The sequence below is a fragment of the Methylobacterium sp. Leaf111 genome, assembly GCF_001423285.1.
Lineage (GTDB): Bacteria > Pseudomonadota > Alphaproteobacteria > Rhizobiales > Beijerinckiaceae > Methylobacterium.
The window spans coordinates 1-24,861 of record NZ_LMNE01000024.1; the positions used below are offsets into that span (position 1 = coordinate 1).

Genomic DNA, 24,861 nt, shown 5'->3' on the forward strand with positions numbered 1-24,861 from the left:
GAGAGCCCGGTGGAATGGCCGTAGAGCAGGGGTTGCCCGTCTCGGCCAGAACCTTCGTGATCGCCGCCGTCAACGACGTCTTGCCGTGATCCACGTGACCGATCGTGCCAATGTTGCAGTGCGGCTTCGTACGCGCGAATTTCTCTTTGGCCATCGTCTCTTTCCTGCGGCAAGCTCACACGAGCGGTCGCCCGGGCTGTCGCTCGACGCGTTGTCGAGCCGGGCGAAAGACGGGGGCCCGCTTAGAGGCTTGCCGTCCTTTGATCAAGGGCTTTGCGGGACAAGGCGCTCCGGCATGCTACGGAACTGGGCGTCGGACAGGGGATGCGGCCAGCAACGCGGCCCGGTCCAGGCCCAGCGCGGTGGCGATTTCCTCGAGGGCCTGCGCCTCCACGTCGGCGATGCCGTCGAGGTCGGCCACGTCCGCCGCGATCAGGAATGTCGCTTCGCGCTCCTCCTGCCCCCGGCCCTCGATGGCGGCGACGCGGCGCAGGTTCTCGGCCCGCCCCGCCCGGGTCCGGGCACGGGCGATCCCGTCGTAGAGTTCGCTCTCGAGCATCAGCCGGTCGTAGCCCTTCTCGAGGATGGGATTGGCCTGCAGGCCGGCCAGCGCCGTATCGAATTCCGCGCTGGCGATCTCCCCGTCCGCGACCATCACGTTGGCGGCGGCGGAGACCATCGCCTGCATGAGGACGGTATCGCCGGCATAGGCCGTCACGGTCTGGCTGAAGCGGCTGACGATGTCCTGGAAAATGTTCATTGGGGGCTCTGGACACGGACGGGATCGTTGCGGGGCGCGGCATCGACGCCGCGGCAGGCATCGCGGTTCCACGCGCCGATGACAAGCGTCCGTCGGTTCAGAACAGCGCCACCAGGGCGATACCGCCAATCATCAGCACGCCCCCGAGGGCGCGCCAGAGGGTGAGGGGATGCTGCTCGAACCCGATCCAGCCGAAATGGTCGAGCAGGATGGAGGTGATGACGCCGGCGGTGATGAGAAGCCCCAGATAGGGCGCGGCCCCGATCTGCTGCGCGGCGAACAGCTGCGACAGGATGAGGAGCGCCCCGACCACGCCGCCGAACCAGGCCCAGAGCGGCACGGCCCGCATGTCGCCGAGGCTCGGAAAGGCGAAACGACCGAGGACCAGGCCGAGGGCGAGGAGGGTCGCGCCCCCGGCCAGCGAGACGACGATGCCTGCGGCGAAGGGCTGCGCCAGGTTCTTGGAGAGCGTCGCGTTCACGCCCGACTGCACTGCGTTCGCGATGCCGGCCAGGAGGACGAAACCGTAGAGGAGCCACATGGTCGATCCTGGGCCTTCAGCGTTGCGGACCGGGCCGCGAGAGCGAGCCGGGGTCGTGCAGGTACCCTGTGATAAGTCCTTGGCGGGGGCCCGAGATCGGCTAAGAACGGCGACGGGGCCAAATAACAGGGAAACGCGGTATGGATGGGACGGCCAGGGGGTCCGTCGACGCGGGAGATCCGGAGCCGCGGCGGGGTGGTGCGGACGCACCGCGCGATCTTCGCTTCGCCCTGCGCGCCGAGACCGATGCGGCCCATCGGCGCCTCGATGCGGGGTTCGTCGCCTACGACCTGAGTCGGCGAGCCGATTATGTGCGCTTCCTGTCGGCGATGCGTGACCCCTTCGCGCAGATCGAGACCTGGCTCGACGGGGCCGATGCCGCCGACCTGCCGCCGGACTGGGCGGCCCGCCGCCGGTCCACGGTCCTGCAGGCCGACCTGTCCGGGCTGGCGATTTCCCCTCCGGAGGTCGCGCCCGCCCCCCTGCCCCCCACCTTGTCGAGCGCCGAGGCGCCCGGTCTCCTCTACGTTCTGGAAGGTTCGCGCCTCGGCGGCCAGGTTCTGCTCCGTCAGGTCCTGGCGAGCCCGGACCCGCTGGTCCACGGGAACGCCCGCTTCCTCCGGCACGGCGCGGGGCTCCGCCTCTGGCCGAGTTTCGCGACTTGGCTCGGGACGCGCCCGGTCGCGGATCACGCCGCCGCGATCCGTGGTGCGCAACGTGCCTTCGCGCTGTTCGAGGCGGCGAAGGCGCCGGGCTAGTCCCGGGGGGGCGTGCTCGCCAGGGCCCGGCGTAGGGTATCCGCGGTGTAGGGCTTCTTGATCATCGGCACGGCGCCGAGCTCGGACGGGATTCGGAAGCTCTCGCCGTAGCCCGTCGCGAAGACGAAGGGCACGCCGGCCGCGATCAGGCGTCGGGCGACCGGCAGGCTCGTCTCGGCGCCGAGATTGACGTCGAGGAGGGCAAAGCTCGGATGCGCCGCCTCGATCTGCCGCAGGGCTTCGTGCACGGATCCCGCCATGTCGACCGCGCTCGCCCCGAGGGTGGACAGGATCTCCTCGGCCTCCAGAGCGATGATCATGTTGTCCTCGACCACCAGGACGGTCCCGGACAACGCCGCGGCATCGAGTTCGGGCGTCCGGTCGCGCTCCCGCGACAGGGGGGTGGCGACGGTCGGTGCGGCCCGCACGTAGCGCGCCGGCACGGCGAAGCGGCCGCGCAGGCCGGTCAGTTCGTAGGTGATCTCCGCCTCGCCCTTCAGCTCGTAGGGAATCGAGCGCTCGATCAGCGTGGTGCCGAAGCCGCGGCGGCTCGGCGGCTTCACCGGCGGGCCGCCGCTCTCGCGCCAATGGATCACGAGGCACTGCGAGGCATCGCGCTCCCAGGCCACGTCCACCTGTCCGACCCCCTCCGACAGGGCGCCGTACTTCGCCGAGTTCGTCATCAACTCGTGGATGACCAGGGCAAGCGTCGAGAACGCCTGGGGATCCAGGAGGACATCGGTGCCGTCCAGACGGACCCGGCCCGCCTGCTGGTCGAGATAGGCCTCCGCCTCCAGGGTGATGAGGTCGCGCAGGGAACCCGGTCCCCAGTTCGTGGTGGTGATCTGGTCGTGCGCCCGGGCCAGGGCCTGGATGCGCGCCCCCACGACGCCGGCGAAATCCTCGACGCTGTCGGACCCCGAGCGACTTTGGGCGACGATGCCCCGGATCAGGTTGAGGATGTTGCGCACCCGATGGTTCAGCTCGGCGATCAGGAGCTCCTGGCGCTCCTGCGCGGTCTTGCGCTCCTTCTCGGCGGAATCGGTGAGGCGCAGGATGACCTCGAGCAGCGTGATGCGCAGGGCCTCGGCGATGCGCAGGTCCACCGCGCTCCAGGGGGCGGCCTGCCCCCGGACCACCTCGGTCCAGGCCTCGAAGCTCTTGCGGGGCGTGAGGCGCAGACCGTTCGGTCCGAGGCTCGCCGGCTTCTCCGGATTGCCGGCCCAGGTGACGGTGCGGGCGATCTCGCGACGGAAGAACACCAGGAAATCCCGCGGCGCCCGCGAGATCGGGATCGCCAGGAGTCCCGCGGCCCGCTCGGGGTAGTCGGCGGCCGGGGGATGGACCGCGCCGATCTCCTGGGTGGCGAAGGCCCGGCTCGCGGCCGTCCGGTTGAGGAAGCGCACGAGACCGGTGAATTCCTCCGCCGTCGGGGTCGCCCCCCGCAGGGTGATCTCGCCGTTGACCCAGACGCCGATGCCGTCGCACGTGACGATTCCCGCGATGTCGTCGAGGAAATCGGTGATGTTCTCGAGGCTCGTTCCGCCCGAGGCGAGCGCACCCATCAGTCGGTCGTGCAGCGCCCGGGAACTGCCTTCGTAGGCGGCCTCCGCCTCGCGCTCCCGGCTTTCCAGGATCAGCGAGAACATCTGCCCGAACAGTTCGGCGCCGGTTCGGCGCTCCAGCGAGATGTGGCGGGCCTCGGTGTGATGGCAGGCGAACAGGCCCCAGAGCTTGCCGCCCCGCAGGATCGACACCGACAGGGAGGCCGCCACCCCCATGTTGCGCAGGTATTCGAGGTGGATCGGCGACACCGTGCGCAGGGTGCTCATCGACAGGTCGAGGGGTCGGCCGTGGGGATCGCGCTGCGGCAGCACGGCGACAGGTTCGGCATCGACATCCGCGATGATGCGCAGCCAGTTGCGCTCGTAGAGGGCGCGCGCCTGTTTCGGGATGTCCGAGGCCGGGTAATGCAGTCCGAGATAGGGGGCGAGGCTGGAGCGTGCGGATTCGGCGATCACCACCCCCGAACCGTCCGGGTCGAAGCGGTAGACCATGACGCGATCGAAGCCGGTGAGCGCCCGCATCTGGCGCACGGCCTCCCGGCAGAACGGGTCGAAACCCACCGTCTGCTGCAGGCGTCCGACCATGCTGCGCACGAGATTGCCGGCGTTGAGGTGCTCGCTGACGCTCGGCTCGGCCTCGATGACGATGATGCCGTCCGAGATGTGCAGCGCGATGTCGAAGGGGGCACCTCCGGCCTGCAGGACGGTGCCGAAAATCCGGTCGATGGCATCGGGCCCGCGCAGGGCCTGAAGGTGACCGCGGATCAGGTGGATCGCCTCCGCGTCGATCAGGTCGGCGAGGGGAAGGCCGAGCACATCGGCTTCCGCCTGCCCCAACCACCCGGCGGCATTCTCGGAGGCCCGGACCACGATCCAGTCCGGGGAGACCGCGATGAGGAAACCGAAGGGCTGAACCGCGCCGAGGATGTGGATCGGTTCCCGATCGCAGGACGTGAGGTCCACAGGTCGGGGACGTGCTGAAGATTCGATCATCAGGTCTCTGATTCGCCGGTCCCATGTCCGTTCGGAGAAGCGCGTCGAGACCAACGACAGACCGTCCGGAAAGTCTCCTCGATGGTCGGGCAACGGACGCAGTTTCGAGTCGATTGTGTTGCGGATGCCACAGGCCGGCGCGACGCCGACGGGATTCGTCGTCTCACGATCGGGTGCCCATCCGGTCTGTGACCCCGGCCGCCAGGATCGCTCCGATCAGGTAGGACCCGAGTCCGAGCGCCCCGGCCTCCAGCCAGAAGCCTGCCCGTCCCGAAAGGAAGCCTCCGGCGGCGAGGCCGCCGGCCAGACCCGCTGCCAGGACGAGAAGGCCGGCGCTCCGGCGCGCAGTCGGTGTCCGCGGCAGGCCCGTCAGCGCGCCGATGGCGCCGCCGAGGAGGGCGCTGGCGGCCGCGAGGGGCCAGAGCAGGGTTGCCAGGATCGTCACGCCGTTCGCCTCCGTCGGATCGTCATGACCGTGACTCGATCCCGACGCCCTGGCCAGCCGGACGCGGCGAGCCGGCCGGGGCGGCAGCGACCTGTTCGAAACGAAGGCCGGCCTGGAGCAGATACTCCACGATCGCGAGGGCACGGCCCTGCACGAGATCGGGGGCGGGCTCCGGTTGGGCCGCCGGCTTCGCCTCGGTCCTGACGGCCTTGTCCTTCGGATTGGACTTGCCGGGCGCCTTATCCGAGGCACGCGAGCCGGAGGATCCGGCCGGTGCCTTGCTCGGTGCTCTGCCGGCATCCTTGCTCGCGTCGAGCGACGCCGTGCTGTCCACCGCGGTCTCGACGACAGGCTTCGGTGCCGCGGTGGCGCCGCTCGGATCGAGATGGCCCGTGACCACCAGGCGCAGGGTTGGGCAGGTCTTGCCCAGGGCCGCAATCCCATCGAGGAGGGGGTAGAAGGCCGGCGTCAGAATCGCGCTTCCGGGCGGGAATATGAGGGCTTGGCCCATGAGCTTGGTCCCGAGCGCAGCGACGCAGCGCTCCGGTGTCCAGGCCGACGCTGCGTCGGGGGTCGTCACCGAGATCTCCGCGGTCCAGCCCGGCGGCATCGCGGCCGACAGGTCTTCGGAAACGCGCCGGCCACCCTGCGCATACAGGCTCTCGCCCGTCAGGGTTATCGCGCGATCGGCGAACCGGGCCTCGCCCCGCCCCAGCAGGGTGAGGGCCGTGGCGGTCGCGCGCAGCACCCGGGCGAGCTCGGGCGGGGCCCCTTCGCCGAGGCGGGTGCGGTCGATCAGGCGCTCGCGGAACAGCCGTGGACGAAAGGTCCCGAGCAGGGCCTCGCGCGCCTCGGCATCCGGCAGGTGGCCGGACAGCGTTACGGTTTCCGCGTCGCGCCGGAGCAGGATTTGATAGGGCGAGAGCGGTCGGGTGCTCAGGGTCGCGCCGCCCCGGCTCAGCCCGGCGGGCATCCCCTCGCGCAACAATCCCTCGATCTCGGGGATCGCCTGGGCGTCGAGGGCGACGCCCTCGAGCGCGATCCGCGCATCGGCGACGGTAACGCTCCCCTCCTGCAGCAATGCGGCGAGGTTCAGGGCGAAACGCGCCATCGCGGCTGCATCGACCCCGGGCGGAAGGCCACGCGCCCTGCGCATCCGGTCCTCGATCCGCCCCGTCTCCGAGGCCTGTGCCGCCTGCGCCCGGATCTCGGCGCGCGCCGCGTCCGAGACCACGTGGCCCGAGAGCGTCAGGGTGCCCCCCGGCTCCCGAGACGCGACGAAGCGGAAATCCGGCACGACCGCCGGCCGAATCTCGACCCGGCCGAGACCATAGCCGGTCGGCAGATCGGCCAGGGCCGTCCGCAAGGCTTCGTCGTCGGCGATGGAGGCCGCCTCGCCCACGACCGAGAGGCGCATGTCCTCCAGCATCACCCGGCCGCCGGGCGCGAGGGCACGCAGCCGCGCCAGCGCATAGGCGGCCGCCGCGGCGAAGTCCGGTGGCGCGCCGAGGGCGGCGCGGGCGCGGTCGTGCAGGGCGGTTCCGGGGTCGAGGGCGGGGGAGAGTTGCTCGGCCAGGGCGCTCGGGCCGATTTCGGTTGGCCGCACGCCGGTCACGTCGACCCCGTCCTTGCCCTTGGTCGCGATCCACAGGAAGGGCGAAGCCGGCTCGACCACGCCCACGGGGCCGACGATTCGCCGGACACCGTCGAGGGCAGCGAGCCGCTGATACGCCGCATCGCGGGTCGCGGCATCCGGCGCCTCGCCGGTGACCACGAGGTCTCGCCCCTCGACCGACACGCGCAGCCACGGCTCGGCACCGGGCGTCGCCGTCGCCCGAGCCACCGCATCGGCCTTTTCGCCGAGTTGCGACTCGAGGCGCGGCGTGAACCAGGCGGCGGACAAGCCGAGGATCAGGGCGAGGCCGGGCAGGCCGGCAGCCCAGCCGAGGCGGCGGGATCGGTCACGGAGTGCGTAAGCGGCGGACACGTCGGACCCCGGTGGCAGGCGCGCGGGAGCGAACGCCAGGGCGGCACTTCACACGGCGTTCACGGCATCATGAAGGCCGGGGCGCCGCATGAGAGTCGCTCAGGCGTCGCGCAGCATCTCCAGTTCGAGCCAGCGGTCTTCGGCCTTGGCCAATTCGGTCTCGGCGACGCCGAGCAGATCGGACGCCTTCGCGAAGCGGGCCGGGTCCCGCGCGTAGAGTCCCGGATCGGCCAGGACCTCGCGCAGCTTGGCAATATCGGATTCGAGCTTCTTCATCCGGTCCGGCAGGGTCTTCAACTCGTGCTGGTCCTTGAAGCCGAGTTTGGGCTTGCCGGCCGGGGCTCCCGCATCGCCGCCCTTGGCGCGATCCTTCGCGTCGGCGCGGGCCTCCGCCTTCTCGGTCCGCCCGGCGGCCGCCCGGGCCTGCACGCCCTCCCCGCGCTGGGCGATCATGTCGGTGTAGCCGCCGGCATATTCGACCCAGCGGCCCTCCCCTTCGCTGACCAGCACGCTCCCGACGACCCGGTCGAGGAAGTCGCGGTCGTGGCTCACCAGGATCAGGGTGCCGGAATAATCCGCCAGCATTTCCTGCAGGAGGTCGAGGGTTTCGAGGTCGAGATCGTTGGTGGGCTCGTCGAGGACGAGGAGGTTGGCGGGCTGGGCCAGGGCGCGGGCGATGAGCAGGCGGTTGCGCTCGCCGCCCGAGAGGACGCTCACCGGGGTCCGGGCCTGCTCGGGCGCGAACAGGAAATCCTTCAGGTAGCCGATGACGTGGCGGCTGACGCCGCCGACGTTCACCGAATCGCCGCTGCCGCCGGTGAGCACCTCCGTCACCGTCATGGTCGGCTCCAGCACCGCACGGGCCTGGTCGAGGAGCATCATCTTGAGGTTGGTGCCGAGCGCCACCGTGCCGGACTCGGGCGGGAGCTGCCCCGTGAGCAGGTTGATTAGCGTGGTCTTGCCGGCGCCGTTGGCCCCGACGATGCCGAGGCGGTCGCCGCGCATCACCCGAAGCGAGAGATCGTCGACGATCTTGCGGGCGCCGTAGGCCTTGGCCGCGTGCTTGGCCTCGATCACCAGGGCGCCGGAGCTCTCAGCCTCCGTCGACGTCATGGTCGCGGTGCCGACGGGCCGGCGATCCTCGCGCCGCTCCTTGCGCAGGGCATGAAGGTTGCCGAGGCGACGCACGTTGCGCTTCCTCCGGGCGGTGACGCCGTAGCGCAGCCAGTGCTCCTCGTCGGCGATCTTGCGCTCGAGCTTGTGCCGGTCGCGCTCCTCCTCCTCGAAGAAGGCGTCGCGCCAGGCCTCGAAGGTGGAGAAGCCCTGCTCGATCCGGCGGGTGACTCCGCGGTCGAGCCAGATCGTGGTCTTCGACAGGGCGGACAGGAAGCGCCGGTCGTGGCTGATCAGCACGAGGGCGCCGCGCACGCTCTTCAGCTCGGATTCGAGCCACTCGATGGCCGGCAGGTCGAGGTGGTTGGTGGGCTCGTCGAGGAGCAGGATGTCGGGTTCCGGCGCCAGGGCCTGGGCCAGGGCGACCCGCCGCCCCTCCCCGCCCGAGAGGCTCTTCGGGTTCTCGGCACCGGTCATGCCCAGGCTCTCGAGCAGGTAGCGGGCCCGGTAGGCGTCATCCCCGTGGGTCAGGCCGGATTCGACGAAATCGAGGGTCGTCTCGAAGCCGGAGAAGTCGGGTTCCTGCGCCAGATAGCGGATCGTGGTGCCGGGCTGGACGAAGCGCACGCCCCGGTCGGGCTCCACGAGCCCCGCCGCGATCTTCATCAAAGTGGACTTGCCCGAGCCGTTGCGACCCACGAGGCAGGTGCGTTCGCCGGGGGAGATCGCGAGCTCGGCGCGCTCGATCAGCGGCGTGCCGCCGAAGGTGAGCGCGACGTCTTGGAGGGTGAGGAGCGGGGGAGCGGCCATGGGGCCGGCTTATGGCAGCGACCGCGCCTTCGAACAAACCCGGAATCGGAATGCCCTTGCAAACCCGCGGTCGTGCCCCGCTCACATCGTCGGGTTGGCGGGGCCCGTCGGCATCGGATCGGGGGCGATGGCCGGGCCGATATCCGGATCGTTGACCGGGATTTCGGTGGGCGTCACGTCGGGCGCTTCGGTGGGGGTCGTCCCCGGCACGTCGGTCCCGGGGGTGTCCGGGCCGGGGGGCGGGGTCTGAGGCGCCTCGTAGGGCGTCTCGGGCACCGGGACTTCGGGGATCGGGCCGGGGTTCGACATCGGTTGCGCCTCTCAAGAGCCTCGGGGAGCGGACCGGTGGAACAGTCCGTCGCCGAGGGAGGTTCCGGGCGCGATGCCGGCGGCACTCGTCATTTCTTGGTCAGGAGCAGGTTGCCCTCGTTGCCGAGTTTCTTCTGGATCTGCTGCGCGAACAGGGCCAGCAACAGCGGCAGCCGGACCTCGACCCGCACGGTCTCGGGGCGAACATCCACCTGCCCGTCGACCTTCTGGCCGAGGGCAGCCATCGCGAAGTCGAGGCGGTCGTCGGTCCAGGCCATCTTCTCGACGGCGACACCCGCCTTGGCGAACAACCCGTCGGCCTGGGTGATCCCGTCCGCGATGCGCCGACGGGCTTCGGCCAGGCCGAGTTCATGGGGGATTTCGACGATCAGCGGCTTTGCCATAAGGGTCTGAGCTCTCGGTTTCACCGACCAGATGGGGCCGGCCGGTCCCTCTCACAACGCCGACCGGCCCGATAAGCTCAGTTCACCACGCTTAGGGCGACGTAGGTCGTGCCGCCCATGCCGAGGGCGCGGGCCGAGCCCTTGGCGAGATCGATGATCCGGCCTCGGATGAACGGGCCACGATCGTTGATGCGCACCACCACCGAACGGCCATTGCGCTTGTTCTCGACCCGGACCCGGGTGCCGAACGGCAACGTGCGATGGGCGGCGGTCATCCCGTTCGGATTGAAGCGCTCGCCATTCGCCGTCCGATGGCCGCTCGCGTACCAGGAGGCGGCACCGCTCTGGGCGCTGGCTGGCTGAACGGCGGCAAGTGTTACGACGGTCCCGATGATGGCAGCGGCCCCACGAACAGGCTTGATGGTCATCCGCATTCCCTTTGTTGTTTCGGATGGCCGGCAAAATGAAGCGGAACAGGGCCAAAATGAGACCGGACAAATGTGGCGGCCGGGGCCGGAATTGAGGCTATAACGGTTTATTCATCACTGGTTGTGTGTGGCCATATTGTCGAATATCCGCGGGCTTTGCGATGACGAAACGGCAATGCTGGAACACCAGTGAAGTCGCCGAGACCGCGTTGCAGCCGGCGTCGCTGCGCAACGGTGGGATGCGGAAAAACGAAATCAGCGTTGCGCTCAGTGAAACCCTGGTCTGCGACGGGGTCGCGAGGGGCGCCGGAGACGAATTTTCTCTTTCCGCGGAGCTGTGAGGTCCAGGCCGGGTGGACCCGGTGCCGATCGCGGCACCGGCTGGGCCGCCACAGGGTCCGCTGGGACGGCTGCGGCCGGTCTCTCCCAGATCTTTCGAGACCTGCTCGTTCGAGCGGCGATGCTGTCGCAATAGCCTCGTGGCTCTTCGAACGACCAACCCGGCAAAAATTGCAGCCCCAAATCGAGACGCCTTGTCTTCGTCCCGGCAACCCGCCCTTTACGTTAACGGGGCCAAGGTCTGCCGGTCAGTCGCGTAACCGGTGTTTGCCATGGCTTCCCTGCGTACCGCGGTTGCCGACACCGTCGCCCGGAAAAGTGTCTCGCGTACCGGGCGGCCCGTGTCGGCGCCGCGGATGGGTCTCGTACCCGCCGCCAAGCGTTTTCCTCTCGAAGACCGTCTCCCCCTCGACGAGATTCTCGTCGGAGACTGCATCGCTGCGATGAACGCCCTTCCGGCGTCCAGCGTCGACTGCGTCTTTGCCGATCCGCCCTACAATCTTCAGCTCGGGGACGGCGCGCTCCTGCGTCCCGACCAGAGCCGGGTCGACGCGGTCGACGACGACTGGGACAAGTTCTCGACCTTCGCCGCCTACGATGCCTTCACCCGCGAATGGCTGGCGGCCGCGCGCCGGGTGATGAAGCCGAACGCCACCCTGTGGGTCATCGGCTCGTACCACAACATCTTCCGGGTCGGCGCCACGCTGCAGGATCTCGGCTTCTGGATCCTCAACGACATCGTCTGGCGCAAGGCCAACCCGATGCCGAACTTCCGCGGCAAGCGCTTCACCAACGCGCACGAGACCCTGATCTGGGCCTCCCGCTCCGCGGAGTCGAAGGGCTACACCTTCCACTACGAGGCGCTGAAGGGCGGCAATGACGACGTCCAGATGCGGTCCGACTGGTTCATCCCGCTCTGCACCGGCGACGAGCGCCTGAAGGGCGCCGACGGGCAGAAGGTCCATCCGACGCAGAAGCCGGAGGCACTGCTTGCCCGCACGCTCCTGTCGGCGACGAATCCCGGCGACGTGGTGCTCGACCCGTTCTTCGGGACCGGCACCACCGGTGCGGTCGCCAGGCGCCTCGGCCGGCACTTCATCGGCATCGAGCGCGAGACGGTCTACGCCGAGGCGGCCCGCGCCCGCATCGACGCCGTCGAACCCCTGTCGCAGGCCGCCCTGCTGGTGGCTCCGAGCAAGCGCGCCGAGCCCCGCGTCGCCTTCCTCAGCGTCATCGAGGCCGGGCATATCCGCGCCGGCGAGACCCTGACCGACGCGCGCGGCCGGCACAGCGCCATCGTGCGTCCCGACGGCACCCTGATGGCCGGACCGGCCACCGGCTCGATCCACAAGATCGGCGCCCTGGTGCAGGGCTTTCCGGCCTGCAACGGCTGGGATTTCTGGCATGCGACCCGGAACGGCAAGCCGGTGCTCATCGACGTCTTCCGCGCCCAGATGCGCTCCGCCATGGGCTCGGCCGCCTGAGGGGCGCCGGTCAGCGCGACCGCGGTCGTCCCCGTCTGCGGGGGGTGGCCGGGGGTGCCGCCTCGGCCGGGCCTTCGAACTCGTCGATCGACCCGTCGGGAATCGGGGCCGGCGCCGGGCGCGGGGCGGGCTTGGGCACCGGGCGGAAGCGCGGCGACGCAGCGGGTGCCTCCGGCTCGGGCTCGACGAAGAGCGGCGTATCCGTGAGGCTCCGCATCGCCTTCGGTCTGCCGCGCTTGGCAGCCCTTTCCGCCAGCGGCTCCGCGGCCTCCGGCTTCGGATCGAAGGCGTGTGCCAGGACCTTCTTCATCACGCCCGGCAGCGGTTCCTCGTCGAGGTCGCGGCGCGGCGTGAAGCGCAGGCCCGGCGGCGGCGGCGTGCTGAGCGCCACCTTGGCGACGAACACCGTCAGCTCCAGGGGGAAATGCGTGAAGCCGTGTCGGACGAGGCCCGGCAGCCGCCGCCAGCGCGCGTCGAGCGGCGCGTCCAGGAGGGCCTGGGCCGGATCGTAGTCGGGCTCCCAGGGGCTCATCGGTGGTTCGGCCATGGAGCCCAGCAATCCTTCCGGCGGCCGGGTGCGCAGCAGGACCGCCTCGTCGCCGCTGCGGATCGCCACGAAGGCCGCACCCCGGCGCAGGGTGCCCTTCACGGCCTTCACCTTCCTGGGGAAGGTCTCCTGAAGGCCGAGGGCCCGGGCGCGGCAGGGGGCCATCCAGGGGCAGAGGGCGCAGGCCGGGCGCTTGGGCGTGCACAGCGTGGCGCCGAGATCCATCACCGCCTGGGCGAAGTCGCCGGGCCGGTCCGCGGGCACGAGGGCCTGGGTCAGCGCCCGGATCTCGGGGCGGGCCGCCGGCAGGGTGGTCTCGACGGCGAAGAGCCGGGTCATCACCCGCTCGACATTGCCGTCCACCGCCGCTTCCTGACGGTCGAACGCGATCGCCGCGACGGCGCCCGCCGTGTAGGCGCCGATGCCCGGCAGCTTGCGCAGGGACGCGGCCGTGTCGGGAAAACGCCCGGCCGCCGCCACCGCCCGGGCGCAGGCGTGCAGGTTGCGGGCCCGGGAGTAGTACCCGAGCCCGGCCCAGGCCGACATCACCGCCTCCTCGGGCGCCGCCGCAAGGTCGTCGACGGTGGGGAAGCGCGCCAGGAACTTCGCGAAATAGGGTTTGACGGCCGCGATCGTGGTCTGCTGCAGCATCACCTCCGAGAGCCAGACCCGGTACGGATCGGGCGTCTCGCCCGGCAGCGCCCGCCAGGGCAGGACGCGGCGGTGCCGGTCGTACCAGGTCAGGAGATCCGCGGCCTCGGGGGCTGGAACTGGGGTGTGGGACACGGGCACCGGCGCGTGAGGGGGAAGCCCGTCCATAGACCGCCGGCCGGGTGCGTCCAAGGCCGACTTCTCCAGGGCCGACCTGCCTGAACGTGTCGTCGGGCGGGGGGGGCGGCGCCCCGCTTCGGCCGGACGGAACGGCATGCTAACCATTGCGGGCGATATCGGAGCCTCGATCTCGTCCCGGTCGGACACTACGGAAACCCTGCGCATGGCGCGTGTCAAACCCCTCGCCGAGCTGCTGGAGGGCTGCATCGGCCCCGCCTTCGCGGCGCAAGGGTTCGCCTCCACCGACATTCTGGCCGCCTGGCCCGAGATCGTCGGGGAGCGGCTCGCGCGGTACTGCCAGCCCTCGAAGCTCGAATGGCCGCGCCGGCGTCGGCGCGAGGAGGAGGGGCGCCCCGATCCCGGCACCCTCGTGGTCCGGGTCGAAGGCGTGTTCGCCCTCGAATTGCAGCACCTCGCGCCGGTGGTGATCCAGCGCATCAATGCCCATTACGGCTGGGCCTGCGTCGGCAAGATCGTGATGCGCCAGGGACGGGTCGACCGGATCGGGCGTCGCCCCGCGCCGCCGGTGGTGGATCCCGTCCGCCGCGGCGAAGTGGCGCTTGCGGTCCAGGCGATCGAGTACGACGCCCTGCGAGACGCCCTCGACCGCCTCGGAACGGCGGTGGTGGCGACAACACACAAGCGCTAGGCGCGCCGCGCAGCCTTGTCAGGACGCCTGCAGGATTCTACCGCATCGCTGACGAGAAGATTAGGTCCGCGACCGGAGCCCTCCCGATCATGATCACCCGACGCGATGCCCTGAAAGCCACCGGCCTTGCCGTCGGCGCGGCGATCCTCCTGCCCCGGTTCACCCTCCCGGCCGCGGCGGAGGACGCGAACCTGTCGACCCTAATGGAGCCCGGTCCGCTCGGTGACGTCTGGCTCGGCCCGAAGGACGCCAAGGTGACGATCATCGAGTATGCCTCGATGACCTGCTCGCACTGCGCCGCCTTCCACAGGAACACCTGGCCGGCCCTCAAGGAGCGCTACATCGACACCGGCAAGGTGCGCTTCACCCTCCGCGAGTTCCCCCTCGACCCGCTGGCGACGGCGGCCTTCATGCTGGCCCGCTGCGACGGCGATGCGAAGTACTATCCCATCACAGACCTGCTCTTCGACCAGCAGCAGGCCTGGGCCTACGTCCAGAAGCCGCAATCGCCGGTGGATGCCATGGAGCAGATGCTGCGCCAGGCCGGCTTCTCGAAGGAGAAGTTCGAGGCCTGCCTGAAGGACCAGAAGCTCTACGGCGCCGTCAACGCAGTGAAGCAGAAGGGCATGGACACCTTCAAGGTCGATTCGACCCCAACGTTCTTCATCAACGGCGAGCGCTTCAAGGGCGAGATGACCATCGAGGGCATGGAGAAGGTGATCAAGCCCCTCCTGGGCGCGTGAGATCCCCGAAGCGGGTCCGTCGCGGCGAGGGCCTCGCCCGCTGTCGTTGGCCCGGTGCGAGAACACCGGGGGGCGGATCGGCAAAACCGCGATTTCTCGTGGTGCGACAATATCTTACGTAAGGTCGAGGGCGCCTTGACACCCAAGGTGGGCGAAACTATGGTGCGCCCCGCTTGAAGGAGGCGTTCCGCCGGTTCCCTCCGCTCTCGCCAATGTGAGTTCTCGCCGTGAGCGGCAACGAAACTGCGGACGAAGGCGGGGACGGGCGGAAGAAAGCACTGGACGCGGACCTCTCTCAGAGGCTCAAACGTCTTGAGACGCAGATTGAGCGGAAGCGGCCGAGTGCCCCTCCCGGTCATTCGACGCGTCCCGGTCCTTCGGCCGGGCCCTCTCCTCTCGGCCAGGCGATGCGGCTCTCGACCGAGTTCATCGCGGGCGTCCTCGCCGGGGGCATTCTCGGTTGGATGTTCGATCATTACCTCGGGACGAAACCCTGGGGACTGATCGTCCTGCTGATGCTGGGGTTCGTCACCGGCGTCTACAACGTCATGCGCGCCTCGGGGTCTCTTCCCAAGGTGCCGACCAAGGAAGAGGACCGCTAGCGGTTCTCGGGGAAGCGCCGCGCACGCGGCGAACCGAATTGAAATCATGCCGCTCGCGCGGCACCGGTGGTGGCGGGCCGTCTGGCCGGCCGAGAGTCAGAAGGGCGGGAGCGGCAATGGCCGTAAAGATGGATCCGATCCACCAGTTCGAGCTCAAGCCGCTGGTCTCCTTCGGTCATATCGGCAACCAGGAGATCGCGTTCACCCAGTCCGCGCTCTACATGTTCGCCGCCGTCGGGATCATCGCGCTGATCACCGTCGTGGCCACCGCCCGCCGCTCGGTGGTGCCGGGCCGCATGCAGTCCATGGCCGAGATCTTCTACGAGTTCATCGGCTCGACCCTGCGCCAATCCGCCGGTCACGGCTCCGAGCGCTTCATGCCGCTGATCTTCTCGCTCTTCATGTTCGTGCTCGTGCTGAACATGCTCGGCATGATCCCCTACGCCTTCGCGGTGACCAGCCACATCATCGTCACCTTCGCGCTGGCCTTCCTCGTGATCGGCACCGTCATCGTGTACGGCTTCATGGCCCACGGCACGAAGTTCCTGAAGGTGTTCGTTCCGTCGGGCGTGCCCGGCTGGCTCCTGCCGATGATCGTCGCGATCGAGATCGTGTCCTTCATCTCGCGTCCGATCAGCCTCGCGGTTCGTCTCTTCGCCAACGTGCTGGCCGGTCACATCGCGCTCAAGATCTTCGCGGGCTTCGTCCCGGCGCTGCTCGCCGCCGGCGCTTGGGGGGCCATCTCGCCGCTGCCCCTGGCCCTCAGCGTCGCCGTCACGGCTCTCGAGTTCCTCGTCGCCGGTCTGCAGGCCTACGTCTTCGCGACGCTCGCCTCGATCTATCTCAGCGACGCCCTGCATCCCGGCCACTGAGCCGGGTCATCCCGGCCGAGGGCCGGGACACCCCCTTCCGTCCCCGGTTCGCGATCGCGGCCGGATTTCTCTCCACGCAACGACGACACGGACACCAGGAGCAATTTGATGGATCCCTTAGCTGCCAAGTACATCGGTGCCGGCCTCGCCTGTCTCGGGATGGCGGGCGCCGCCATCGGCCTCGGCAACCTCTTCGGCCAGTTCTACGCCGGTGCGCTCCGCAACCCTTCGGCCGCCGACGGCCAGCGCGGCAACCTGCTCCTCGGCTTCGCCCTCACGGAAGCGCTCGGCATCTTCTCGCTGCTCGTCGCGCTGCTGCTCCTGTTCGCCGTCTAAGACACGCTCGTCACGGATCTCGAACCGATACCGGACCGGACGCCGCCTCCCGCAGGGATGGCGGAGGCGTCCGGTCCCCACTCCTTGAATTTACGCGAAGGACGTCATGGCTCAGCCGGCCCATTCGACCGCAACGCATGAAGGCTTCGTCGCGACGCCGGCCGCCGAACATGGCGGCGGTTTCCCGCCCTTCGAGAGCCACACCTTCGCGTCCCAGCTCATCTGGCTCGCCCTCGCCTTCGGGCTGCTTTACTACCTGATGGACAAGATCGCGCTGCCGCGCATCCAGGCCATCCTGCACGACCGCGCCGTGCGTCTGTCGGGCGATCTCGACGAGGCGCAGCGCCTGAAGGCCGAGGCGGATGCCGCCGGAGCCGCCTACGAGAAATCCCTGAGCGATGCGCAGGCCAAGGCGCAGGCCATCGCCCTCGAGACCCGCACGGCCCTCTCGCAGGAAGCCGAGACCAAGCGGAAGGCGCTCGAGGCCGAGCTGAACGCCCGCATCGCCGCCTCCGAGGCGACGCTTCGCACCCGCACCGCCGAGGCCATGGGCAACGTTCGCGGCATCGCCGGCGAGACGGCCTCGGCCATCGTCGAGCGCCTGACGGGCCGCAGCCCCGACGAGGCCGCCCTCGCCAAGGCCCTCGACAGCGTCTCCTTCCCGCACTGAGGCGGACGCCAAACCATACCTGACCGGCAGGACCCGAGGGGCGAAGACCCCGCCGGACCGCCGGACACCATCGAGTTGGGACGACGAGCATGTTGTTGGAAGCCGAATTCTGGGTCGCAGTCGCCTTCGTCCTGTTCATGGCCGTGGTCTGGAAGGTCGGTGGCTTCAACCAGATCACCAAGGGGCTGGACGGCAGGGCCAGGCGCGTCCGCCACGAACTCGACGAGGCGCGTCGCCTGCGTGAGGAGGCCGCCGGCGTCCTCGCCGATTACAAGAAGCGCCGCGCCGAGGCCGAGCGCGAGGCCGAGGCCATCGTGGCGTCCGCCCGCGAGGAGGCCCAGCGGATCGCCGACGAGGGCCATGCCCGCCTGAACGACTTCATCGCCCGTCGTACCAAGTCGGCCGAGACCAAGATCGCGCAGGCCGAGGTCCAGGCGACCGCCCAGGTTCGGGCCGCCGCTGCCGACGCCGCGGTGAAGGTTTCGGAGGTCATCCTGCGCGAGCGCATGCAGGGTGAGACGGCCGAAGGCCTCGTCCGCCAGAGCCTCGGCGAGGTTCGGACCCGCCTGCGGGCTTGATCCTTCCCTCTGCGACACCAGGGAAAGCCGCCGCGAGGCGGCTTTTTCGTTTTCGGCGCCGTCCCACGCCGGCGGCGTGCTAGAAGGCCGCCCCGATCGCGCCGGCGCCACGCCGCAGCGGAGTTTCGATGCAGCCGATCATTGCGATCCAGAACCTGTCCAAGGTCTACGCCTCAGGCCTCAAAGCCCTCGACGGCATCAACCTCGACATCGCCGAGGGCGAGATCTTCGCGCTTCTCGGTCCGAACGGGGCCGGCAAGACGACGCTGATCAGCATCGTATGCGGCATCGTCACGGCGAGCGCCGGCCGCATCCTCGCGGGTGGGCACGACATCGCCCGGGACTATCGCCAGGCCCGCCGCATGATCGGCCTCGTGCCGCAGGAGCTCACCACCGACGCCTTCGAGACGGTTTGGGCGACGACGAGCTTCAGCCGCGGGCTCTACGGCCTCAAGCCGGATCCGGCGCATATCGAGCGGGTCCTGCGCGACCTCTCCCTGTGGGAGAAGCGCGACGCGCGGATCATGACCCTGTCGGGCGGGATGAAGCGGCGGGTGCTCATCGCCAAGGCCCTGAGCCATGAGCCGCGCATTCTCTTCCTCGACGAACCCACCGCCGGCGTCGACGTGGAACTGCGCCGCGACATGTGGCGCTTGGTGCGCTCTCTGCGCGACACGGGCGTCACCATCATCCTCACCACGCACTACATCGACGAGGCCGAGGAGATGGCCGACCGCATCGGCGTGATCCGCAAGGGCCAGATCATCCTGGTGGAGGAGAAGGCCGAGCTGATGCGCAAGCTGGGCAAGAAGCAAATGACCCTGAACCTGCAGGAGCCGCTCGCCGCCCTGCCCCCGGCCCTGGCGCGGCACGATCTCACCCTCAAGCCGGGCGGACAGGATCTGGTCTACACCTACGACACGAAGGGCGAGCGCACCGGCATCACGGCGCTGCTGGCCGACCTCGCCGCCGCCGGCATCCGCTTCCGCGACCTCCAGACCAGCCAGTCCTCGCTGGAGGAGATCTTCGTCGACCTCGTGAAGGAACGCGCATGAACTGGTACGCGGTCCGCGCCATCTACGGCTTCGAGATGGCGCGCTTCTGGCGCACGGCGCTGCAGAGCATCGTGGCGCCGGTCATCGCCACCTCGCTCTACTTCGTGGTCTTCGGAGCGGCCATCGGCTCGCGGGTCGCCTCGGTGGACGGGGTCGCCTACGGCGCCTTCATCGTGCCCGGCCTGATGATGCTCTCGCTCCTGACGCAGAGCATCGCCAATGCTTCGTTCGGCATCTACTTCCCGCGCTTCGCCGGCACGATCTACGAGATCCTCTCGGCGCCCGTCTCGCCGCTCGAGATCGTGCTCGGCTATGTCGGCGCGGCGGCTTCGAAATCGATCCTCATCGGCCTCATCATCCTGGCCACCGCCGCCCTGTTCGTGCCCCTGCGGATCGAACATCCCTTCGTGATGGTGCTGTTCCTGCTCCTGACGGCGGTCACCTTCAGCCTGTTCGGCTTCCTGATCGGCCTCTGGGCCGACGGCTTCGAGAAGCTGCAGCTGGTGCCCCTCCTCATCGTGACGCCGCTGACCTTCCTCGGCGGCAGCTTCTACGCCATCGAGATGCTGCCGCCATTCTGGCGTGCGGTGAGCCTCGCCAACCCGGTGGTCTACCTGATCAGCGGCTTCCGCTGGTCCTTCTTCGGCACCTCGGATGTCGGCGTCGGCGTCAGCCTCACCATGGCGTTGATCTTCCTGATCCTGTGCCTCGCCGGCGTGACCTGGATCTTCCGGACCGGCTACCGCCTGAAGACCTGAGGCGCGGTGGTGCCCTCTCAGGGCCGCTGGGCCAGGAAATCGATTACGCCCGTGCGGTGACCGCGGTCGCCCACGGCCGTGCTGTGGTCGCGGTTCGGAAGTTCGACGGCGGTGCCGTTCGGAAACAGCGCCGCCAGCGCCGGACCCGAGCCCGAGACGGTGTCGAGGGTGCCGGTCGTCACCAGGGTCGGTGACGAGATCTCGGCGACTTCGGCGCGCGACAGGGTCTGGCGCGAGCCGCGCATACACGCGGCCAGGGCCCGCAGGTCGCTCTTCGTCTGCTCGGCGAAGGTGCGGAACGCGGCGGCCGTCGGGTTCGGGGCCGGTGCGCCGGGCTCCGCCTCCAAGGCCTCGGCGATCCCGTCCGGCAGGCCCTTGCCTTCGATCAGATGCAGGCCGAGACCGCCGAGCAGCAGCGAACGGACGCGCTCCGGCGCATCGAGGGCCAGGAACGCGGCGATGCGCGCGCCCATCGAGTAGCCCATGACATCGGCTTTGGGGATCCCGAGATGGTCGAGGAGGCGGCGCGCGTCCTGGGCCATGAGGTCCGCGCCGTAGACCTCCGGATCGTAGAGCTTCTGGCTCTCGCCGTGCCCCCGGTTGTCGAGGGCGATGGTGCGGTAGCCGGCCTGGGTCAGGGCCCGGACCCAGAGCGTGTTGACCCAGTTCACCGCATGGTTCGAGGCGAAGCCGTGGATCAGCAGGACCGGGTCGCCCGACCCGCCGACGGCGGGGACGTCGATGTAGGCGAGGGAAACACCGTCGGAATCGAAGCGCTGCATGGGCTCGGGCCTTATCGATCGGGGCATGGTCCCGCCTCCTTGAACCGTCGGGCGCGCGGACGGAAGCCCACCGGTGGCGCATGGGCGCACATGAAAGCGGCGGCAGGTTGCCCTGCCGCCGCGTTTCGCCGAACCGGATCGTCCGATCGGATCAGAAGGTGATGCCGGTCTCCAGCATGTAGCGCTCCTGCGAGGTCTTCAGGCCGCTGCGGCCGAAGCCGAGGCCGGGCGTGATGTCGTAGAGCTGCACGGTCGAGAACTCGCCACGGACGAAGTAGCGATCGAAGGTGAAGGTCGGGGTCACGGTGAAGGAGAAGGCCGAGCTGCCGGCGCCGTAGAGCACCGAGGTCTGACCGAACGGATTGTTGCGATTGCCGCTCTGGCTGATGTACTCCACGCGGCCCGCGAGGGCGAAGTTGTCCGTGAAGGCGTAGCTGGCGAGGAGGGCGCCGCCGATAGTTTCGGCACCGGCGAGGCCGAGGACGGCGTTCTGCTCCACGTTGGTGTACTGGACGTACGGCGTCACGATCCAGGGACCGTCCGCATAGGTGTAGTTGGCACTGATGATGCTGCTGTTCTGCAGCGAGACGGGCGTGGCGTACTGGAAGCGAAGGCCGCGACGACCGAACGGGTCCGCGAAGTCGAAATTGGTGTAGCTGGAGAAGTGCGTGCCGCCGTTGATGCCCACCGTGTTGGCGGGGTCGATCTTGTAGGTGATCGCACCCGTGACCCAGTTGATCTCGCCGGAATAGAAGCCGTCGGTCGCGGCGAACGAGGCCGCCCACGGACCATCCGAGTAGTTCACCTGCACACCCTGGTTGATCACGTTCTCCTGGCCGAAGAGGAGGCCGCGGGAGATGTTCAGGTTCTGGAAGGTGAACGGCAGCTCGGAGCCGATCAGGGTCGGCATCCGACCGCCCTGGATCGACCAGTTGTCGTTGATCACGTACTTTCCGAACACGATCGGCGCCGGGGAATACAGCAGGTCCGTCTGGTCGAAGGTGCCGTAGATCGGCAGGCCGAGGCCGGGGATCGAGTAGGCGCCGAAGGCGGCGTAGAACTGGAACGGGCCGTCGGCCTTCTGGATGAAGCCCATCAGGTTCGAGACGTCCACGCGGCCGGCCCGGTCACTCGGCAGCGGAGCGGGCGAGAACGTGTACTGGTTGGGCTGGGTGTAGAAGTAGCCGGTGACCGCACCGCCGACATAGACGTCGCCGAAGGCGCCGAGTGTCAGGCAGGACGGGTTCGGGTTCTGCTTGATGACGCCGCCATAGGCCGGGAAGGTGATCTCGGCCTTGCACGGCGCGGGCGGGGCAGGGACCGCCAGCACCTTCGCCGGCATGTCGGCCGCGAAGGCGCAGACCGAGGACAGCAGGACGGCGGAAAGGGCGAGAAGCGAGCGCTGCATGGCGATGGGAACTCTGCGGGAGGATCTGCGTTACGGCGACGTTCTCAAAGGTTCCCGTTTACGGCAAAGCTATCCTTTGTGCAGACGCCTATTTTTCGGGCAATTGAGGCCGCTCGAACTGGGTTTCGTTCGTGGTGTTGCCGCAATGGAACAGGTCTGAGCACCAGATTCGGTCTCGACGATTGTCCTCTGCTTCCGAAGTGGCGCGACGGTCAGGTCTGATCTGCGGCCGACCGCATTCGCCCGGAGGGGGCGCTGCGGGCTGATCGGCCCGGAATGTCCGGGACCTTTCCATCCTCCCGCGGCGGCGTCGCTTGCCGCCGCGTCCGTGCGCTGGCATCAGCACGCACGATGAAAGACACGCAGCCCTACGGCACTTACGCTCCCACAGGCCTCGTCGCGCGCATCGCTCGGCAGACGGGCCGGATCTCCTACGCGAGCTGGGCCGGGCGACGCCTCGCCCTGTTCCTGCGCCGCGTGGCGATCGGGCTGCTGCGCGGCGCCCCTCTGGACGTCGAACGCTACGGCGCCCGCATGCGGCTCTACCCCTACAACAACAACTGCGAGAAGAAGGTGCTCTTCACGCCGCAGTTCTTCGATCCGGAGGAGCGCGCACTTCTCCGGGCGAAGCTTCAGCCCGGCTGCACCTTCCTGGATATCGGCGCGAATATCGGTGCCTACGCGCTGTTCGTGGCGGCCTTCGCGGGGCCGCGCGCCCGGATCCTGGCCGTCGAGCCGCAGCCGGACGTGTTCGACCGCCTGACCTACAACATCGCTCAGAATCCGTTTGGAACGGTCAAGGCGGTGGCCTGCGCGGTCGCCGACAAGGCGGGGGAACTCACCCTGTTCGTGGATCCCCGCAACCGGGGGGAATCGAGCCTGAAGATCGTCGGGACGAACGAGGGCGCGCAGATTCGTGTGCCGGCCGTGCCCCTGCTCGATCTCGCCCTCGGCGAGGGCATCGCGCGCATCGACGCCATGAAGCTCGACGTCGAGGGCGCCGAGGACCTGATCCTCGAACCCTTCCTGCGGGCCGCCCCCGCGAGCCTCCACCCGCGGCTGCTCATCGTCGAGAACGGCACCGACCAGTGGCAGATCGACCTGCCCGCCTTGCTCGAGCAGCACGGCTATCGCCGGATCGCTCGCACCCGCCTCAACCTGATCTTCGAGCGGGCCGACTGACGGGCCCGCGCGGTTCTTCTGGGACGCGCGCCCTACAGCACCGGGATGGCGTCGGCCACGGCGATGCCGACCGGGTCGATGCGGCAGCGATGGGCGTGGACGGCGACGCCGGCCGCCCGAGCGGCCTGAAGCGCCCGGTCGAAGGCAGGATCGAGGTCCCGCGCGGCATCGAAGCGATCCGCCCACATCTGCACCACGATGATGACCATGGCACGGCCCCCGGCCTCGACGACGGCCGCGAGGTCCGTCATGTGGCGGGCGCTGCGGGCGGCGACGCAATCGGGAAATTCCGCGAGGCCGGGGCTGCGCATCAGGTGACAGTTCTTCACCTCGACATGGCAGGGCGGCATCCCCTCCCCGGTGGCGAGGAAGTCGACCCGGCTGGCCCGGGCGTAGCGGACTTCGGGGCGCAGGCCCGTGTAGCCGGCGAGGCACGGCAGGCCGCCGGCGGCGAAGGCCTCCGCCACCAGGGCGTTCGGCCGCATCGTGTTGATGCCGACCCATTGCCGGCCGCCGGGCAGATCCGCCTCCACCAGTTCCCAGGAAAAGGGGAGCTTGCGCGTCGGGCTCCGGACGTCGGACAACAGGGCCCGCGCGCCCGGCACCGCAAGTCCCAGCATCGCCCCCGGGTTGGGGCAATGGGCCGTGATCACGGACCCGTCGGCAAGCTGCAGGTCGGCGAGAAAGCGGTTGTAGCGACGCACCAGGCGCGCCTCGATCAGGGGCGAAGGGAAGCGCATCGCGGGTCCGGGGCAAGAAACGGGTTGATACGGGCCCCCGTCGACGGGGAATCGGGCCGTCGTGAGGCGCCCGGGCTGGTCAGTACCGACCGGATGCGACAGAATTCGCGCGGCGCGCCCGGGTCGATGACCGGGAAAGCCGCAGTTCGTCCGCGAGGCCGCCATGTTCAATCTGTTCGACATCCTTCAGGCGCAGGCGGGCCCCAACGCGCAGGGTTTCGGACGGCAGTTCGGTTTGTCGCCGGAGCAGAGCCTGCGCGCGATGGAAGCCCTGCTTCCGGCCCTCACGATGGGGCTGCAGCGGAACGTCGCCCAGGATCCGACCGGCTTCGCCCACCTCTTCAATCTCGTCGGCCCCGCCGCGCCGAAGGCGTCGAGCGCGACGCCGCAGATGGACATGCTGGTCCAGCAACTCTTCGGCTCGCCCCATCTGAGTCAGGCCGTTCTGCAGCAGGCCGCTGCCGTCAGCGGCGTGGCGATGCCGGCCTTGAAGCAGATGCTGCCGATCATGGCCGGCATGGTGGTGGCGGGGATCGTCCACGTCATGATCAACCAAGCGCCTGCCGCGGCGCCGGTCCCGCGCGCCGAGGCGAACCCCTTCGGCTTCCCGCCCAATGCCTGGTCGGAGATGATGCAGGCGTTCCTGAACTCCGGCGCCAAGGCCCCGAAGCCCGCGACGCCCTCGCCCCAGGCACGGCCGCGTGCGGCGTCGACGTGGCTCGCGGCTTCGCCCCGGCCGGAGTCCGCCGGGCCGGACAGGTCGGCCACGGAAGCGCCCTTCGACGTGATGCAGCAGATGTTCCAGACGGGCCTGGAGGTGCAGCAGGAGAACGCCCGCGCGATGCAGCGCCTGTTCGATACCTTCTGGCAGGATCCCCGCAATCCCACCGAGACGGGCGGCAACGGTTCGGGTGACCGGCCCAAGGCAGGGCGCACCGGGCAGCGCTAGCTGAAGACCCGCCGTCGGCGACGTCGGCGACGCCGGCAGAGGACGGCAGAGAACCGATCGTCGCCGGGCCATCGACCCGAGGGCGCTGCGCCCGGGCGCCCTGCCGACCGGTCTAGACGCCGGCCGTCCAACTCGTTCGTCGGATCGGGGCACCACTCGGTCGCAGCGATGGCCGCAGCGGCAGGCCGGCGTGGCGCTCGGGCGACGCCCGGATCCGCCCTTG

General features: G+C 69.3%; 28 protein-coding genes. 14 read left to right on the forward strand and 14 right to left on the reverse strand.

Annotation, left to right across the window (positions count from 1 at the left end):
* From ASF41_RS23835 to ASF41_RS14360, 3 genes are all read right to left on the reverse strand, one after another.
* The coding region (locus tag ASF41_RS23835; RefSeq protein WP_244479665.1) for a GTP-binding protein at window positions 1–154 on the reverse strand (154 nt) is incomplete at its 3' end.
* Between the two features lie 144 nt (window positions 155–298).
* Entirely contained in the window at window positions 299–760 is a 462-nt protein-coding gene (locus tag ASF41_RS14355) for a tellurite resistance TerB family protein (protein ID WP_056215742.1), read from the reverse strand.
* A 97-nt stretch (window positions 761–857) separates the two neighbouring features.
* Window positions 858–1,301, reverse strand: coding sequence for a DMT family transporter (locus ASF41_RS14360; protein ID WP_056215746.1), 444 nt, complete (start codon window positions 1,299–1,301; stop codon window positions 858–860).
* 140 nt (window positions 1,302–1,441) lie between these two features.
* Between ASF41_RS14360 and ASF41_RS14365 the strand changes: the two genes are divergently transcribed.
* Window positions 1,442–2,059: a biliverdin-producing heme oxygenase gene (locus tag ASF41_RS14365; RefSeq protein WP_056494258.1), complete on the forward strand. Its 618-nt coding sequence runs from the start codon at window positions 1,442–1,444 to the stop codon at window positions 2,057–2,059.
* Here the strand turns inward: ASF41_RS14365 and ASF41_RS14370 are convergent.
* From ASF41_RS14370 to ASF41_RS14400, 7 genes are all read right to left on the reverse strand, one after another.
* Window positions 2,056–4,617: an HWE histidine kinase domain-containing protein gene (locus tag ASF41_RS14370; protein WP_056494261.1), complete on the reverse strand. Its 2,562-nt coding sequence runs from the start codon at window positions 4,615–4,617 to the stop codon at window positions 2,056–2,058. The genes ASF41_RS14365 and ASF41_RS14370 overlap by 4 nt on opposite strands.
* Before the next feature lie 163 nt (window positions 4,618–4,780).
* Window positions 4,781–5,062 carry a hypothetical protein gene (locus ASF41_RS14375; RefSeq protein ID WP_056494264.1) on the reverse strand — a complete coding sequence of 94 codons (282 nt, stop codon included), beginning with the start codon at window positions 5,060–5,062 and terminating at the stop codon, window positions 4,781–4,783.
* A 22-nt stretch (window positions 5,063–5,084) separates the two neighbouring features.
* Window positions 5,085–7,049 (reverse strand): BON domain-containing protein, encoded by a 1,965-nt coding sequence (locus ASF41_RS14380; RefSeq protein WP_156653301.1) that lies wholly within the window; start codon window positions 7,047–7,049, stop codon window positions 5,085–5,087.
* Window positions 7,050–7,148: 99 nt separating this feature from the next.
* The gene (locus tag ASF41_RS14385) at window positions 7,149–8,972 is read right to left on the reverse strand and encodes an ABC-F family ATP-binding cassette domain-containing protein (protein WP_056379984.1); all 1,824 of its coding nucleotides are present in this window, start codon (window positions 8,970–8,972) and stop codon (window positions 7,149–7,151) included.
* An 81-nt stretch (window positions 8,973–9,053) separates the two neighbouring features.
* The gene (locus ASF41_RS14390; RefSeq protein ID WP_056215764.1) at window positions 9,054–9,281 is read right to left on the reverse strand and encodes a hypothetical protein; all 228 of its coding nucleotides are present in this window, start codon (window positions 9,279–9,281) and stop codon (window positions 9,054–9,056) included.
* 89 nt (window positions 9,282–9,370) lie between these two features.
* A complete protein-coding gene (locus ASF41_RS14395; RefSeq protein WP_056215767.1) occupies window positions 9,371–9,685 on the reverse strand; it encodes a polyhydroxyalkanoic acid system family protein in 315 nt (104 codons plus the stop codon).
* 77 nt (window positions 9,686–9,762) lie between these two features.
* Complete coding sequence (locus ASF41_RS14400; RefSeq protein ID WP_056215770.1) at window positions 9,763–10,113, reverse strand: septal ring lytic transglycosylase RlpA family protein; 351 nt, start codon at window positions 10,111–10,113, stop codon at window positions 9,763–9,765.
* Window positions 10,114–10,274: 161 nt separating this feature from the next.
* On the opposite strand from ASF41_RS14400, the gene ASF41_RS24900 reads away from it, so the two are divergent.
* Together ASF41_RS24900 and ASF41_RS14405 are read left to right on the forward strand one after the other, a co-directional pair.
* A complete protein-coding gene (locus ASF41_RS24900; RefSeq protein ID WP_156653302.1) occupies window positions 10,275–10,454 on the forward strand; it encodes a hypothetical protein in 180 nt (59 codons plus the stop codon).
* Window positions 10,455–10,724: 270 nt separating this feature from the next.
* Window positions 10,725–11,936 carry a site-specific DNA-methyltransferase gene (locus ASF41_RS14405; protein WP_277996199.1) on the forward strand — a complete coding sequence of 404 codons (1,212 nt, stop codon included), beginning with the start codon at window positions 10,725–10,727 and terminating at the stop codon, window positions 11,934–11,936.
* 10 nt (window positions 11,937–11,946) lie between these two features.
* On the opposite strand, the gene mutY is transcribed toward ASF41_RS14405, so the two are convergent.
* Complete coding sequence (gene mutY, locus ASF41_RS14410) at window positions 11,947–13,302, reverse strand: A/G-specific adenine glycosylase (protein WP_056494270.1); 1,356 nt, start codon at window positions 13,300–13,302, stop codon at window positions 11,947–11,949.
* 175 nt (window positions 13,303–13,477) lie between these two features.
* On the opposite strand from mutY, the gene ASF41_RS14415 reads away from it, so the two are divergent.
* The 9 genes from ASF41_RS14415 to ASF41_RS14455 all read left to right on the forward strand — a co-directional run bounded on the left by ASF41_RS14415 (window position 13,478) and on the right by ASF41_RS14455 (window position 19,577).
* Window positions 13,478–13,963 (forward strand): DUF721 domain-containing protein, encoded by a 486-nt coding sequence (locus ASF41_RS14415; RefSeq protein WP_056494273.1) that lies wholly within the window; start codon window positions 13,478–13,480, stop codon window positions 13,961–13,963.
* A gap of 89 nt (window positions 13,964–14,052) precedes the next feature.
* Window positions 14,053–14,706, forward strand: coding sequence for a thioredoxin domain-containing protein (locus tag ASF41_RS14420; protein WP_056215780.1), 654 nt, complete (start codon window positions 14,053–14,055; stop codon window positions 14,704–14,706).
* A 227-nt stretch (window positions 14,707–14,933) separates the two neighbouring features.
* Window positions 14,934–15,308: an AtpZ/AtpI family protein gene (locus ASF41_RS14425; RefSeq protein WP_056274132.1), complete on the forward strand. Its 375-nt coding sequence runs from the start codon at window positions 14,934–14,936 to the stop codon at window positions 15,306–15,308.
* A 116-nt stretch (window positions 15,309–15,424) separates the two neighbouring features.
* Window positions 15,425–16,180 (forward strand): F0F1 ATP synthase subunit A, encoded by a 756-nt coding sequence (locus ASF41_RS14430; RefSeq protein WP_056215786.1) that lies wholly within the window; start codon window positions 15,425–15,427, stop codon window positions 16,178–16,180.
* 108 nt (window positions 16,181–16,288) lie between these two features.
* Window positions 16,289–16,516 carry a F0F1 ATP synthase subunit C gene (locus tag ASF41_RS14435; protein WP_018044493.1) on the forward strand — a complete coding sequence of 76 codons (228 nt, stop codon included), beginning with the start codon at window positions 16,289–16,291 and terminating at the stop codon, window positions 16,514–16,516.
* Between the two features lie 106 nt (window positions 16,517–16,622).
* The gene (locus tag ASF41_RS14440; protein WP_056215787.1) at window positions 16,623–17,186 is read left to right on the forward strand and encodes an ATP synthase subunit B; all 564 of its coding nucleotides are present in this window, start codon (window positions 16,623–16,625) and stop codon (window positions 17,184–17,186) included.
* Window positions 17,187–17,278: 92 nt separating this feature from the next.
* Complete coding sequence (locus ASF41_RS14445; RefSeq protein ID WP_200941276.1) at window positions 17,279–17,764, forward strand: ATP F0F1 synthase subunit B; 486 nt, start codon at window positions 17,279–17,281, stop codon at window positions 17,762–17,764.
* A gap of 128 nt (window positions 17,765–17,892) precedes the next feature.
* Entirely contained in the window at window positions 17,893–18,819 is a 927-nt protein-coding gene (locus ASF41_RS14450; RefSeq protein ID WP_056215793.1) for an ABC transporter ATP-binding protein, read from the forward strand.
* Window positions 18,816–19,577, forward strand: coding sequence for an ABC transporter permease (locus tag ASF41_RS14455; protein WP_056215796.1), 762 nt, complete (start codon window positions 18,816–18,818; stop codon window positions 19,575–19,577). The genes ASF41_RS14450 and ASF41_RS14455 overlap by 4 nt, the downstream gene beginning before the upstream one ends.
* A gap of 17 nt (window positions 19,578–19,594) precedes the next feature.
* Here the strand turns inward: ASF41_RS14455 and ASF41_RS14460 are convergent, their stop codons facing one another.
* Together ASF41_RS14460 and ASF41_RS14465 are read right to left on the reverse strand one after the other, a co-directional pair.
* On the reverse strand, window positions 19,595–20,359 hold the full coding sequence (locus tag ASF41_RS14460; protein WP_056494279.1) for an alpha/beta fold hydrolase: 765 nt from the start codon (window positions 20,357–20,359) through the stop codon (window positions 19,595–19,597).
* Window positions 20,360–20,510: 151 nt separating this feature from the next.
* Window positions 20,511–21,773 (reverse strand): outer membrane beta-barrel protein, encoded by a 1,263-nt coding sequence (locus ASF41_RS14465; RefSeq protein WP_056215943.1) that lies wholly within the window; start codon window positions 21,771–21,773, stop codon window positions 20,511–20,513.
* A gap of 345 nt (window positions 21,774–22,118) precedes the next feature.
* Between ASF41_RS14465 and ASF41_RS14470 the strand changes: the two genes are divergently transcribed.
* On the forward strand, window positions 22,119–22,949 hold the full coding sequence (locus ASF41_RS14470) for an FkbM family methyltransferase (protein ID WP_056215801.1): 831 nt from the start codon (window positions 22,119–22,121) through the stop codon (window positions 22,947–22,949).
* Window positions 22,950–22,981: 32 nt separating this feature from the next.
* Here ASF41_RS14470 and sfsA read toward each other — a convergent pair whose 3' ends face one another.
* Complete coding sequence (gene sfsA, locus ASF41_RS14475; protein ID WP_056494282.1) at window positions 22,982–23,689, reverse strand: DNA/RNA nuclease SfsA; 708 nt, start codon at window positions 23,687–23,689, stop codon at window positions 22,982–22,984.
* 163 nt (window positions 23,690–23,852) lie between these two features.
* Between sfsA and ASF41_RS14480 the strand changes: the two genes are divergently transcribed.
* Entirely contained in the window at window positions 23,853–24,638 is a 786-nt protein-coding gene (locus ASF41_RS14480) for a DUF937 domain-containing protein (RefSeq protein WP_056494286.1), read from the forward strand.
* Window positions 24,639–24,861 lie beyond the last annotated feature (223 nt).